The following is a 12,508-nucleotide window of genomic DNA, read 5'->3' on the forward strand; positions in this document are numbered from 1 at the left end:
TGCAGCAGATCCATGGGCTTTCCCGTCGAGGAGGGGTGACAGGAAGGGAGGGGCGTGTGGAACTGGCAGCCAAGTGGGCAGCGGGCAGGGGGCGCGGCGGTGCCGAGTCGGCGGAGGGTGACTTCCATGGATTCGTCGCCGCCCGGTCGGCCGCGCTGTTCCGGGGCGCACTCGTCCTGACGGGCAGCCGCGACGCGGCGGAGGACCTGGTCCAGGAGACCCTGGAGCGGGCCTGCCGCAAGTGGCGCACGATCAGCGTCAAGGACGCCCCGGACGCGTACGTACGGCGGATCATGGTCAATCTTGCCAACGACCGTTGGCGAAGGTTCCGCCGTACGGCTCAGCACCCGGTGGACGGCGACCCGGCCGCGCCGGGCGACGAGTACGGACGGATCGACAGCCGGGACCAGTTGGTGCGTGCTCTTCAGCAACTGCCCATGCGGATGCGGACGGTGGTGGTGCTGCGGTACTTCCACGATCTGTCCGACGCCGAGATAGCGGCCGACCTGAAGATCTCGCCGAGCACCGTCCGTTCCCAACTGGCCCGTGGAATCGACCGGTTGAGAAGCCAGTTTCCCGCACTCTCCACCCCTTCACCGAAGCAGCTCACGGAAGGAACGCGATGAGCTCGTACGACCCGCGGTCCTCCGGCTGCACACCTTTCGAAGAGGAACTGATCAACGCCATGAACAACTTCGCGCACTCCACCGCCACTCCGTCCTTCGACACGGCCGGCATTGTCCACCGCAACCGCCGCAGGCGCGCCTCGATCATCGCCGGTGTCGCCACCGCCCTGATCGTGGCGGGCGGCGGCACGGCACTGGCCTCCATGACCGGCGGCGCCTCGCAGACGGCGGCGAAGCCCGCCACCACCACCGTGGACCACAGCAAGGCCACCTTCCTGTTGGGCGGCCTCACGAAGGAGCCCATCGCGGTCGATCTCACCGGCTGGGACCTGGCCACGGCCAAGGGGCAGTTCCTCAAGGCGCAGCTGAAGCTCGGCACGGTCGTCAAGGCGCAGAGCCCCGGCTGCAAGTCGGGCACGGTTGTCGAGCTCACTCCCCACAGCCCGAAGATCGTGGTCAAGGGCGACACGGTGAACGTGGCGCTCTGCGCGGGCTGATCAAGCTCATCGGCTGACGGGCCCGGTCCTGGGCGTGCGCGCGCGAGCCGCTCAGGACCGGCCGGACCGCCCCAACTCCCGTATCCCCGGTATCGGCGAAGCCAACAACCACAGCGCCGACATCGCTCCCCCGACCGCCGCGACCGTCAGGGTCACTCTCAGGCCTGCCAGCGTGGCGAGTTCGCCGCCGATCAGCGCGCCCAGTGGACGTACCCCGTAGTTGACCGTGCTGTAGGCGCCGGCCACGCGGCTGCGGAGGGCGTCCGGGACCACGGACGTCTGGAGGGAGTTGAGGTTGACGTCGAAGAGCATGACGCCGAAGGCGGAGAGGAACTCGGCTGTGCCGAGGAACCCAAGACGGGTCCAGGCAGGGCCAGTTGCCGCCGCGATGAGGGCGAACGGGGCCGGGAACAGGACGGCTCCGACGACGATGCTGCGGCCGATGCCGATCCGGCGGGCGATCGCGGGGGATGCCACCGCGCCCAGGAGGCCGCCCGTCGCGCCCACCCCGAACGCCAACCCGATGGCGCCGGGCGACAGTTGGAGCACCCGGTCGGCGAACAGCACGAGCAGGCCCGTGCCCGACAGGAACGTGAAGAAGTTGACGGTCGTGGCGCAGAGGAGGCCCGCGCGCATCACGGGCTCGTGGATCACGAAGGTCAGGCCCTCCCTCGCGCGTCGTAGCAGCGAAGGGCCGGCCGACACCGTAGGAACTGGTTCGTCGACTCGCGTGCGGCCCACCAGGATCGCCGACGCCACGAACGACAGCGCGTCCGCGATCACCGCGACCGGCGCCGTCAGCGCCTGGACCAGGCCTCCGCCGACCGCCGGGCCGGCGATGAAGGACACCGATCTGCTCGCGCTGAGCTTGCTGTTCGCCTCGACGTACGACTCCGGCGGTACGAGGTGGGCGAAGAAGGACGAGTACGCCGTGTTGAAGACGACCGCCGCCGTGCCGGTCAGCACGGCCACCGTGTACAGCTGGCCGAGCGTCACCGTGTCGAGGGCGTAGGCGATCGGGAGCGACAGCAGTACGGCGGCCCGGATCAGGTCGGCGAGCAGCATCAGCCGGCGTTTGGCGGGGCGGTGGTCCACCCAGGCTCCCAGGAACAGGCCCAGGAGGTTCGGCGTCCAGACCAGCGCGGTCAGCAGGGCGACCTGGTTCGCGGAGGCGTGCAGCGCGCCAACCGCCATGAGGGGCAAGGCCAGTTCGGAGATCCGGTCGCCGAACTGGGAGACGGACTGGCCGCTCCAGAACCGTACGAAACGGCGGTCCCGCCACAGCGAGTCCGGCGCGGGCCGAGGAGACCGGGAGGTTCGCGGGGGCTGTGAGGGTCGCGGGGGCCGAGTGGTCCGTCGGCCCTTCACTCCGGTATGTCCGTGGTCTCGCTGTCTTCGTTCCCGGGGCGGGGGCCGGGGCCCTCCGGCAGGGCGTACATCAGCAGGCGGACACTCCGGCCGTCCGAGGGGCGTCGGTCCGGTTCCCGGACGACGTACGGCGCGATCAGTTCCTCCAACGCGTCCTTCAGCGCGGCCAGTTCATCCGCCGTCACCACGATCCGCGTGTTGTTCGCCCCGGCGAGCCTGGTCCACTCCGGCTCCAGTTCGGGCGCCGTGTCCATGAGCCAGCGCAGGGGCAGGTCGGCGTTGCGCGCGAACAACTCACCGGTCAGCACCTGCGCCGCCGACCGCCCCTCCTCGTCCTCCGGCGCCTCGAACCGGAAGCCCCGCGCCACCGCCGCCCAGCGCCGCTCCCGCCGGTCCGTCCCGCCCTCGGCGTCGCGGACCAGGCCGAAGCCGGCGAGATGGCGCAGATGCCAGCTGGTCACGGACGGGGTGGCGCCCACGTGCGGTGAGAGCCGGGAGGCGGTGGCGGGGCCGTGGCGCTGGAGGCGTTCGAGGATCGCGAGCCGTACGGGGTGCGCCAGCGCGCGCATGGCCTTCGGGTCGGATATCTCTAAGTCACCGAAACGGTTGCCGGAATCCATGGTCTGAGAGTGTTCTCTCAGAGAGCCTGAGAGTCAACTCTCAGATCCTCTTCAGATCTCCCCTTCAGATCCCCTACGGCAGTTGGCAGTTGGCAATCGGCTGCCTCAAGCGGGCTGCGGCGTCAGGCGCTTGTGGCCCTTCCTGTCGTAGTACTGGACCATCGCGAACCCGAAGAGCAGGCCGATCGCCGTACCGATCCCGATCATGGTCCACGCGCGCGTGAGGCCCGCGTCGCCGCGGGCGTCGAAGTAGAGGATCGCCCTTACTCCGTCGCTGAGTTGCCGCATGGGCTCGAAGTGGGAGAGGAAGCGGTAGAAGCCGGGGACGGCCTGGAGGGGGACGGTGGCGCCGGAGGACGGCAGGCCCAGGACGATGAACACGAACATGGAGACCAGCTGGCCGATCCCCCCGAACGCGGCGTTGATGGCCTGGACGCCGAGGCCGACGGCGAGGGCCGCGCAGTAGGAGTAGATCCACAGGAGCGGGATGTGGGTCGCGTCCATGCCGAGGATGCTGACGCTGGCGAGCATGATCAGGGAGACGCTGAGGAGGGTGATTCCGGCCGTCATGAGCATCTTCAGGAGCAGCGTCTGGGTGCGGTTGATGGGGACGGTCGGGCGGCGCGTGTGCCAGGGGCCGATCTCGTTGTCGGCGTAGCCGAGGCCGGTGTCGACGCCATTGCTGATGACGTTGCCGCCCATGAAACCGGCCAGGACCAGCAGCAGGGTGTAGTAGAAGGCGGTCAGGCCGATGCCGCTGTTGTCGCCGATGGGGTGGCCGACCTGGGTGGTGACGGCGACGGGGTCGGCGAGAAGCAGCTTCGTCGTGGAGTCGGGCTTCGCGGAGGCGGTGGCCGCCGTGAGCTGCTTGCCGATGGTCAGGGATGCCTGCTGGGCCGCGGTCGTGCTGATCTTGCTCGCGAGGGAAGAGCCGAGGCTGCCCTTGCCGGGGTTGGTCAGCACGGTGATCGTCGGGCGGGTGGTGGCGTTCGTGGTGATCAGCGCGGCGACGGAGTTCGTGAAGTCGGCGGGGATGACCAGGGCGCCGTAGACCTTGCCCGCGTCCAGTTCGTCCTGGGCCTGGGCCCGGGTGAGCTGGCGCCAACCGGCCGCGCGGCTACCGGTGTTGGTCACGATGGAGTGGGTGATCTGGGTGCCCAGGTTCTGCCGCCGGCCGGTGAGCGGTTTGCCGGTGTCGCTGTTGACGAGGGCGATGGGCAGGTCGTGCAGTTCGCGGTTGGGGTTGACGATGCCGCCCATGTAGAGGAGGGACAGCAGGAATGCGAGCAGGGCGGTGAGCACGGTGGGGATGAGCCACAGTTTGGGGCGGCCGAGGAGTGCGGTGGCGCGAAGGCCGGTGGGGGCGGGGGTGCCGGAGTCGTCGTCCATGGTGGGCAAGTCTGGTGCCGGAGTCCGGCGGGGCGGTGCGGAAACGCGCCGGACACCCCTCTTGTTATTGGCTATCGTCCTAGGGTCTCCAGTTACCGCAGGTCAGAGGAGAGGTGGTGCGCCGTGGCGCGCGCGGGACTGACCGCCGACCGTGTCGTGGCGGCCGCCGCCGACCTCGCCGACGAGGTCGGCTTCGAGAACGTCAGCCTGTCCGCCCTGGCCCGCGGCTTCGGCGTGAAGGACGCGAGCCTGTACTCGCACGTCAGGAACCTCCAGGACCTGCGCACGCGGGTCGCGTTCCTCGCGGGCGGCGAGCTGATCGACCGGATCGCCGTCGCGGTCGCCGGCCGCGCGGGCCGGGAGGCGCTCTCCGCCTTCGCCGACGCGTACCGCGCCTATGCCCTGGAACACCCGGGCCGGTACGCGGCCACCCAGATCCGCATCGACCAGTCCCTCATCGCCGGCTCCCCCGCCCTGCGCCGCACCGCCGAGATCACCTACGGCGTGCTGCGCGCCTACGGCCTGGAGGAACCCGATCTCACCGACGCCGTACGGCTGTTGCGCAGTACGTTCCACGGCTACTGCGCCCTGGAGTCGACCGGCGGCTTCGGTGCGCCCCGTGACGTGCAGCGGTCGTGGGAGCGTGCGGTCGACGCGCTGCACGTGGCGCTGACGCACTGGCCGCGCGAGGTCGAAGTGGGCTGACGGAGACGCCGGTTCAGGTCCGCGCCCCAGGTGTATCGCTGACCACTTAGACTGGAAGCTTCGCGAACGTCACGTGCCACCCCGGGGGGAGGGAGCGCGCCTTGTCTCAACAGCAGCTGGGACGCGGTCCCTTGAGAGCGCCGGGGCCGCCCGGTCCGGCGGCTCCCGGAGGAAGCACTCCGACCCGCTTCGTGAGCTGGCTCGGCCGGTTCGGGTGTGTGGCCGCCGGATACGCGGTGTTCCAGTTCCTGTTCGGGGTGCTGCCCGACTCGATCGACGGGGAGCCGGCCAAGTATCTGATCTCCGGGCTGAGCGGATTCGCCACGGCCGGGATGACCTGGCTGGCGGCGGCCCTGCTCCGGGCCCGGACGACCGGACCCGCGCAGCTCACCGCGCCCGCTCCCTTCGCGTCGAACGCCCCGGGCCCGCTGCCGCAGGTGTTCACTTCCGCATACGGCACCCTCGCCGCCCAGGTCGCCGTGGTCGACGACCCGGTGCGCGGCCGTCTCGTCGGGTGGCCGCACTCCCTCCAGGAGTTCGACGGTCCGGCCCGGCCGACCTCGCTGGCCACGGCGTACGGGCTGCACATCGTGCTGGACCTGGGCGTGCCGGACGGACGGCTGCACACCGGCGATCTCATCGACACGCTGTGGCGGTTGCGGCTGCCGGGCGGCGGCTGGTCGGCGCGATCACAGGGGTCCGTGGCCCGCCCCGAGGTGACCGCCATGGTGCTGGGCGCGCTGGCCCGGGCCGGGGCGTCCCGGGAGCGGCTGGCGGACGAGGTGGCGCGCTGCGAGGCCGGGTTCACCCGCGAACTCGACGGTACGGGGCGGGCGTTGACCCATGTCGTCACCACCGTGATGAGAGGGCTGCTGCGCGCGGCACCCGACGCGCCGACGCTTCCCGTGCTGCGCGGCGCCCTGATCGACGGCGCGCTCTCCGACCCGCAGCGCCAGCACCGCCGTTGCTGGAGTCACCGTCTCTCGCCGCTGCCCTGGGCCGCGCACCCCGCCCAGCCCTCCGCCGTGCACACCGCGCAGGCCGTGGTCGCCCTGGACCGGGCGGCCCGCGTGCTGGGCGAGGGGCCCGTCGAGCGTTCGGCGCGCGAGGACGGGGTGCGCTGGCTGCTGGCCTGCCCGGCGACCGCGCACGACACCTGCGCCGATCTGGCGAACCTGCGGGAGGAGGTGCGCCGACGCCACCCGGACGACTCCTCGCACCACGAGGTGCTGAACGTACGGCATTTCACCGCGAGTTGGATCGTGCGCGCGCTGCTCACCCCGGGCGCCCAGGAGATCGCACGGCAGGACGGCGTCGAGGACGCCTGGCGGGAGCGGCTGGACGGAGCGGCGGCCGCGGTGTGGGCGGCGCAGACCGACGGCATCTGGTCCTGGAGCCGGGACGGGTCCACGTTCACGACGACGGAGGAACTGCGCCAGCCCATCTGGATGACCTATCAAGGCCTATCGGCGCTGCGGGCACATGCCGTATGGATGTATCAGCCGGACACTCGAACGAGGCCGGTGTGAACCGGAGTTGGGGAGTGAGTGCATGGGTGGTCGGCAGATCCTGGCGACGCGACGGCTGCTGACCGAGGCTCTGGACGGCGAGCTGTCCGACCACGACACGGTGACCGCGGCCCGTGCGGTGATCGCCGAACTGGGCTCCCCCGACCGCCTGTTGGAGCTGGTGGCCGAACTCGCCTCCGGCGAAGGCGATCCGGAGGCCTGCGCCGAGCTGTCGTACCGTCATGTCCTGGGCTTCGACAAGCTGTTGCTGATCGACGGCGGCCCCCGCCACATGCTGCGCGCCCATCTGTGGCATCCCGGTGCGACGGCGATCGGCAGGGAGGACATCCACAACCACCGTTCCCCGCTTGCCTCTTACGTGGTCCGGGGCCGGCTCGCCATGGAGTTGTACGAGGCCAGGGGCGACGGCGGGATCGCGGCGGACCGGTACGAGGAGTCCCTGGCCGTGCGCAGCGCCGACTGGCGGTTGCGGCCGACGGGACCGGCGCGACTGCGGCTGACCCACACGGGGCAGTACGCGGCGGGCAGCGCCTACGCCCTTTCCGCGCACACCCTGCACCGGGCCTGGTGCGACACGGACGTACCGACCGTGACGCTGTTCCTGGAGACGGGGGCCGACCGGCGGCGTCACACCGATGTGTTCACGGCGGCGGGCCCGCATCCGGGGGCGGTGGCGAAGGTGCCGCTCGAAGTGCGGGAGTATCTGGGCGCGTTGAACGGTCTGGCGGAGTCGCTCAGAAGTTCGTGAGGGCCTGTCGTACGACGTCCAGGTTGTACGCGTCGATGTCGATGCCCGCGCCGCTGATCTCGGACGGCGGGAGCCACAGGTACGCCTGGTCGGGCTCGGGGAGGGTGATCTCCCAAGTGAGCGGCCTGACAAGGAAGTTGTCCTGCCAGTTCTTGATCTCGCGGCCTCGGTACTCGCTCACGAAGGACGACTCGCCGATCTTGCGGACGATCTCGCCGAGGAGCCCGGTCTCTTCCTTCAGCTCCCGCAGCGCACCGTCCTCGGACCGCTCGTCCGGCTCCAGCTTCCCGCACGGAACGCCCCACACACGCGGCAGGAACCTCTCGGTCGCGCTGCGGCGCACCAGAAGCACGCGCCCGTCGTCGTCCATCACGACGGCCGCCGCCAGTCGCTTGTCGCCGGGGTCCATGGCCATGGTTCCTCGGTCCCTCGCCGGTGCTGAGTCCAAAGGGTCTGATACCCAGGAAAGCATCCAACGTACCAGGATCGGCCTGTCCCGGCTGTGGAGCCGGTCTCACCTCCGAATGCCTCCGAACTACCGACCTCCGGATATTTCGCGCGGCGCGACGGCAACCTCCCCCGCGCGGGCGGCGACTTGGGCACATGACCAACGCAAGACGCACCACCACGCACCGTCGCCGTTCCCCCCGCCGCATCGCCCGCAAGCCGCTCGCGGGCTCGCTCGCCGTCGCGGCCCTGCTCGGCGGTGCCTGGTACGCGACCGCGGCGACGGACAACGGCGACAGCTCGACCGCAGCCGGGACGTCCACGTCCGCCTCCGCGTCCACCAGCGCCTCCGCATCCCCCGAGGCCGCCGCCCACAGTTCTACGTCCAGCACCGGTACGGCAACCGTGTCCGCCGCGAAGACGACCCCGAAGGCCGCCGCGAAGACCTCGACGACCGCCAAGGTCGCGACCGGCACGCTCTCCCCGACCAGTACGACGGTGGCGCTGGCCGCCAAGTTCCCCTATCTGACGGCCGGTTACAACAACACCCGCGAGTGGACCCGCACGACCACGGCCGTGGCCCCCGACGGGACTCTGCGCGTGGCCTGGCCCGCCACCGACGGCGTTCATGTGACCCCGCTGAACGCCGCCGGACTGCGTTCGGGCGCCGACACGGTCGTGAAGGGCGCCAAGGAGGTCGGCGGTCTGGTCGCGCACAACGACGGGTTCGCGCTGCTCACGCGGGTGGCCGACACCAACAAGTGGAAGGAGACGGCCGCCGCGATCGTCCGCTACACCAACGGCAAGCAGACCTTCCGCACCAAGCTCACCGGCACCGCCTCGAACGACACCTCCCCGGGTCTCGACGGCCAACTCACCTGGAACGGCACCAAGTACGGCGCGTACTTCGTCGTGCACGGTGCGGGCGGTTTCGCGGACGGCCACTTCGGCGACAAGTTGGCGTACATCAGCGCCAAGGGCGCCAAGCTGAGCGGTGGTTGGAGCTGGGGCTGCAGCCACAACGAGGGCATCGCGCTGCACGCGGAGACCTCCGGCGCCTTCACCTCGCTGTGCTTCGACGACTGGCGCTCGGGCCTGTTCGTCTCCACCGGGATCGGCGCCCCGGACGTCGCGCCGGTCGTGCAGCGCGAACAGTGCTGGGCAGGGTACTGCGGTGGTACCTTCCCCGGCCGCACCGGTGATCTGGTCAAGTCGACGAGCGGACGGTACGCGACCGCCTTCGCCTCCCGTGGCGCCGCCTCGGCCAAGAAGAACACCGACGACTCCAGCGGGCGCGGCTGGACGGTGACCCCGAAGTCGAGCACGCACCAGGTCGCCGTCGCCTTCATGGCGAACCGCAACTCCGGCCCCGGCAAGGCGATTTACCTCACGAGCGCGGCGGGCACCGAGAACGTCAACGTGCACGTCGCGCCGTACGGCAAGGACCGTCTCCTGGTCTCCTGGGAGTCCCTGAAGGGTGCCAAGTGCAACGCCGGCACCTGCACCGGCACCTTCACGGGCACGCACCTGCGGCTCATCGACTGGAACGGCAAGGTCCAGAGCGCGGACAAGGTGGTGAGCGTCCGGATCAGCGGTGACATGGCGGTCCTGAAGAACGACACGCTGACCTGGGCCTACGCCCCGGTCACGCCGACCTACGCGACCCCGCTCAGCGGGGCGTCACCGACCACGACGAGCCTCCGGGTCGCCCGGCTGACTCCGTGAACCGGTAGGTCATTCGCTTGCCGTCGGCCCAGTGAAGGGTGATGCCGTGATCCTCGTCGACGTCCACGGACACCAGTTCCGCGAGGGGACGGGGGTCCGGCTCCCCGGTGAGCCGGACCGACGCGACGAACAGGGTGGGCCCGTCACCGACGACACCTTCGCCGCCCAACAGGCCGTACAGGGAGTCGAGTTCGGCGGACATCGACTCCTCCGCCTGCCACCCCGTGACCCGCACCCGCGTACCGGCCGCCGCGCCCACCACCAGATGGGCCCGCACCTCCACCGCCCCCTCGGCCACCACCAGGCTGACCACCCGGGCCCCGGAAGCCGCCGTGTGCCGGGAGGCCACCCAGCCCTCCCCCACCCCCAACGGCACGATCTCCGTACGGCTCGGATCGCCGCCGACGATCACGCTGTTGTCGTACGACGACGAGGGCGCCGTAGCAGTGGAGTAGGCGAGGCGCGTGTAGTACGGGTCGTAGCGGACGTCCTCGCTGCCGTGGTTGTGGAGGCGGACCAGGCCGTCCGAACTGGTGGACTGGAGAAGCCAGTTGGCGGGGCCGATCGGCGTCACCGCATCCGCCCGCTCAGCCGGGCCGGGTTCCTCGACGGCCGTCCACACCTCGCGGTCCGGCGGGAGGAGCAGGCCGAGGAAGCCCTTGCTGGCCCAGTACGGGGAGGCGGGGCCCGAATAGCCTTGCAGGAGCGCTTCGTTGGGGCCGTGCCAGCCGAGGGTGAGCAGGCCGCGGGAGTCGACCGCCCCGCGCTCCAGGAAGTACTTCAGCGCGCCCGACGCCAGCCCCCTGGTCTCCCCCGGCGACAGCGGCGTACGGCCCGTCAGCGCGCCCAGCCACAGCGGAGCCGTCGTCGCGAAGCGATAGGTCAACGACCGACCTTGGTGCATCGGCGCGCCGTCCCCGCCGAACAGCCGGGCGTAGTCGGCGAGATGGCGCTCCAGTCTGCCGCCGTAGAGGTCGAGGAGTCGGGTGTCGGCGGCGAGCCAGGCGTGCAGGACCGGGTAGAGGTGCATGGCCCAGCCGTTGTAGTAGTCGAACTTGCGGCCGTCGCCGTCGGTGTACCAGCCGTCGCCGACGTACCAGTCCTCGATGCGCGACAGGCCACGGTCGATTGCCTTGCGGGACGCGTCGGGCTCATAGCCGATCTCCTGGAGGAAGCCGCCCACAGTGACGGGGAACAACTCCCAGTTGCAGGGCCAGGGTTCGGCGGCGAGGGCGTCGGCGAGCCAGGCCGCCGCGCGCTGTCGTACGGGCTCGTCGAGGCGGTCCCAGAGGAGGGGGCGGGTCAGGCGCAGGGCGAGGGCGATCGAGGCGGCCTCGACGAGGGGCTGGCTGCGGTCCTCGATGCGGGGCCAGGTGCCCGCGACGCCTGCGGCGAGTCCCTCGGCGTAGCGCTCCAGTGCCGTCTCGTCGCGGCGGAAGGCGGCCAGCAGCAGGGTGCGGGCGTAGCCCTCCAGGCCGTCGGAGAGCCTGCCGGACCAGCTGGTGTGAGTGCCGGGGAGGTGGTAGAGCGCCCGGTCCTCGCTCGCGTACGGCTCTACCGCGGCGAGGAGAGTGTCGGCGGCCGTCTCCCAGTGGGCGCGGGCGTAGCCGGTGCGGGGGCTCAACACGCGGTCGTCGGCAGGCAGGTGCATCGGTTCGCTTTCACACGCGGGGGCACGGCGGGAGAGTGGAACCTGGGGCGCCCCGGTTCCGGTCGGAACGCCCCAGGGGTCTTTCGGGTGTCACCCCACTCGTACCCGGTCCTCCGGCAACAGATGCCGGGAGACGAGTGCGTCGCGCACCAGGCCCGCGTACACCGTGGCACCGTGCGCGGAGGTGTGCGTGTTGTCCTTCTTCTCGTTGTAGAGGTAGATGGCCTTGGAGCCTTCCACTCCCAGCGATTCCACCAGCGCCTTGGTCTGCGCCGTGAGGTCGACGATCGTTACCCCCTCGGCGGCGGCGACCGAGCGGACGACGCCCGGCAGATCCACGCCGAGTCCGTTCACCAGCAGCGCGATGTCGTTGTTCAGTGTGCCGTCGGCATTGAACCAGCGTCGGACGATCGGTGTCACGAGGACGGGACGACCACCCTTGTCACGGATACCCGCTACGAGGGTTTCCAAGTTCGCTCGATAGGTCGCCTCGTCGGTCGTCTTGTCGTTGTGGGCGAGCTGGACGAGGACGAGGTCGCCGGGGTGGATCAGCGGCTGAACTGTCCCCCAGAGCAGGGGATTCTCCAGGTAGGTGACCGTACTCTCCCCGGAATCGGCGTAGTTGGCGACGGACACGCCCTTGCGCAGGAACTGCGGGAGCTGTTGGCCCCAGCCGGAGTACGGGTCGCCCGGTTGGTCGCAGACCGTGGAGTCGCCGACCAGGATGATCTGGCGGGCGTGGTGGGCCGGGGTGACGCTGATGTCGGCGAGCGCGGGTGCGGTGCCACCGAGGGTGAGGTCCAGGCCGGGGGTGCCGTCGGGGCCGGTGGGTTCGCCCTCGGGCGTACGGACGTTCACCGTGAAGCTGCGGGTCACGGTCCGGCCGGCCGCCGTGGCTGTCTCGGGGAGCAGGGAGCGCCGGGCCTCGCCGGTGACGGCGGTGCTCGCGGCCGACGCGCCGCCGAGGCGGACCGTCACGTCGTAGGTGCCGGGCGGGACGTCGAAGTGGCAGGCGGTCGCGGTGCAGTTGCCGATGCCGAGCGGGGGCGTGCGGTCGTGGGCCTGGGCGGGTGCGGCCGACAGGGCGGTGCTCAGGGTCAGCGCGGCCAGCAGGGCGATGTTGAAACGTCTCATTCGTGGCTCCTCCGTCCGACGACAAGGCCAGGCGGTGGACCGTACCGCTCTGGACAAGCGCTTTCTAGA

General features: G+C 70.7%; 12 protein-coding genes. 6 read left to right on the top strand and 6 right to left on the bottom strand.

Translation table 11 applies throughout. The features are described from left to right. Positions 1-56: 56 nt before the first annotated feature. Together ACFWP5_RS07030 and ACFWP5_RS07035 are read left to right on the top strand one after the other, a co-directional pair. A complete protein-coding gene (locus tag ACFWP5_RS07030) occupies positions 57-626 on the top strand; it encodes a SigE family RNA polymerase sigma factor (RefSeq protein WP_384151472.1) in 570 nt (189 codons plus the stop codon). Further along, on the top strand, positions 623-1,123 hold the full coding sequence (locus tag ACFWP5_RS07035; RefSeq protein ID WP_384151475.1) for a hypothetical protein: 501 nt from the start codon (positions 623-625) through the stop codon (positions 1,121-1,123). The genes ACFWP5_RS07030 and ACFWP5_RS07035 overlap by 4 nt, the downstream gene beginning before the upstream one ends. A 51-nt stretch (positions 1,124-1,174) precedes the next feature. On the opposite strand, the gene ACFWP5_RS07040 is transcribed toward ACFWP5_RS07035, so the two are convergent. The 3 genes from ACFWP5_RS07040 to ACFWP5_RS07050 all read right to left on the bottom strand — a co-directional run bounded on the left by ACFWP5_RS07040 (position 1,175) and on the right by ACFWP5_RS07050 (position 4,500). After that, a complete protein-coding gene (locus ACFWP5_RS07040; protein ID WP_384151478.1) occupies positions 1,175-2,491 on the bottom strand; it encodes an MFS transporter in 1,317 nt (438 codons plus the stop codon). Beyond that, positions 2,488-3,111, bottom strand: a complete 624-nt coding sequence (locus ACFWP5_RS07045; protein ID WP_384151481.1) for an ArsR/SmtB family transcription factor — start codon at positions 3,109-3,111, stop codon at positions 2,488-2,490. The genes ACFWP5_RS07040 and ACFWP5_RS07045 overlap by 4 nt, the downstream gene beginning before the upstream one ends. 105 nt (positions 3,112-3,216) lie before the next feature. Then, the gene (locus ACFWP5_RS07050) at positions 3,217-4,500 is read right to left on the bottom strand and encodes a YhgE/Pip domain-containing protein (protein ID WP_384151484.1); all 1,284 of its coding nucleotides are present in this window, start codon (positions 4,498-4,500) and stop codon (positions 3,217-3,219) included. A 123-nt stretch (positions 4,501-4,623) separates the two neighbouring features. Between ACFWP5_RS07050 and ACFWP5_RS07055 the strand changes: the two genes are divergently transcribed. The 3 genes from ACFWP5_RS07055 (at position 4,624) to ACFWP5_RS07065 (ending at position 7,482) form a co-directional block, all read left to right on the top strand. Then, complete coding sequence (locus tag ACFWP5_RS07055) at positions 4,624-5,205, top strand: TetR-like C-terminal domain-containing protein (protein WP_384151487.1); 582 nt, start codon at positions 4,624-4,626, stop codon at positions 5,203-5,205. A 191-nt stretch (positions 5,206-5,396) separates the two neighbouring features. Beyond that, the gene (locus tag ACFWP5_RS07060; RefSeq protein WP_384151490.1) at positions 5,397-6,734 is read left to right on the top strand and encodes a hypothetical protein; all 1,338 of its coding nucleotides are present in this window, start codon (positions 5,397-5,399) and stop codon (positions 6,732-6,734) included. Between the two features lie 22 nt (positions 6,735-6,756). Beyond that, positions 6,757-7,482, top strand: coding sequence for a hypothetical protein (locus ACFWP5_RS07065; RefSeq protein ID WP_384151493.1), 726 nt, complete (start codon positions 6,757-6,759; stop codon positions 7,480-7,482). On the opposite strand, the gene ACFWP5_RS07070 is transcribed toward ACFWP5_RS07065, so the two are convergent. Beyond that, a complete protein-coding gene (locus ACFWP5_RS07070) occupies positions 7,469-7,891 on the bottom strand; it encodes an NUDIX hydrolase (RefSeq protein ID WP_384151708.1) in 423 nt (140 codons plus the stop codon). The two genes, ACFWP5_RS07065 and ACFWP5_RS07070, sit on opposite strands and share 14 nt — an antisense overlap. A 194-nt stretch (positions 7,892-8,085) precedes the next feature. Between ACFWP5_RS07070 and ACFWP5_RS07075 the strand changes: the two genes are divergently transcribed. After that, positions 8,086-9,654 (top strand): hypothetical protein, encoded by a 1,569-nt coding sequence (locus ACFWP5_RS07075; RefSeq protein ID WP_384151496.1) that lies wholly within the window; start codon positions 8,086-8,088, stop codon positions 9,652-9,654. On the opposite strand, the gene ACFWP5_RS07080 is transcribed toward ACFWP5_RS07075, so the two are convergent. Then, positions 9,599-11,305 carry a DUF2264 domain-containing protein gene (locus tag ACFWP5_RS07080; RefSeq protein WP_384151499.1) on the bottom strand — a complete coding sequence of 569 codons (1,707 nt, stop codon included), beginning with the start codon at positions 11,303-11,305 and terminating at the stop codon, positions 9,599-9,601. The genes ACFWP5_RS07075 and ACFWP5_RS07080 overlap by 56 nt on opposite strands. A 90-nt stretch (positions 11,306-11,395) precedes the next feature. Then, the gene (locus ACFWP5_RS07085; protein WP_384151502.1) at positions 11,396-12,439 is read right to left on the bottom strand and encodes a rhamnogalacturonan acetylesterase; all 1,044 of its coding nucleotides are present in this window, start codon (positions 12,437-12,439) and stop codon (positions 11,396-11,398) included. Positions 12,440-12,508 lie beyond the last annotated feature (69 nt).

It is taken from the genome of Streptomyces sp. NPDC058469, assembly GCF_042721125.1.
Lineage (GTDB): Bacteria > Actinomycetota > Actinomycetes > Streptomycetales > Streptomycetaceae > Streptomyces.

What these genes read in the sequence shown, in the direction of transcription:
- ACFWP5_RS07075 (WP_384151496.1), top strand. Translation starts at nt 8,086, where the DNA reads ATGACCAACGCAAGACGCACCACCACGCACCGTCGCCGTTCCCCCCGC.
- ACFWP5_RS07035 (WP_384151475.1), top strand. Translation starts at nt 623, where the DNA reads ATGAGCTCGTACGACCCGCGGTCCTCCGGCTGCACACCTTTCGAAGAG.
- ACFWP5_RS07045 (WP_384151481.1), bottom strand. Translation starts at nt 3,111, where the DNA reads ATGGATTCCGGCAACCGTTTCGGTGACTTAGAGATATCCGACCCGAAG.
- ACFWP5_RS07080 (WP_384151499.1), bottom strand. Translation starts at nt 11,305, where the DNA reads ATGCACCTGCCTGCCGACGACCGCGTGTTGAGCCCCCGCACCGGCTAC.
- ACFWP5_RS07050 (WP_384151484.1), bottom strand. Translation starts at nt 4,500, where the DNA reads ATGGACGACGACTCCGGCACCCCCGCCCCCACCGGCCTTCGCGCCACC.
- ACFWP5_RS07085 (WP_384151502.1), bottom strand. Translation starts at nt 12,439, where the DNA reads ATGAGACGTTTCAACATCGCCCTGCTGGCCGCGCTGACCCTGAGCACC.
- ACFWP5_RS07070 (WP_384151708.1), bottom strand. Translation starts at nt 7,891, where the DNA reads ATGGACCCCGGCGACAAGCGACTGGCGGCGGCCGTCGTGATGGACGAC.
- ACFWP5_RS07065 (WP_384151493.1), top strand. Translation starts at nt 6,757, where the DNA reads ATGGGTGGTCGGCAGATCCTGGCGACGCGACGGCTGCTGACCGAGGCT.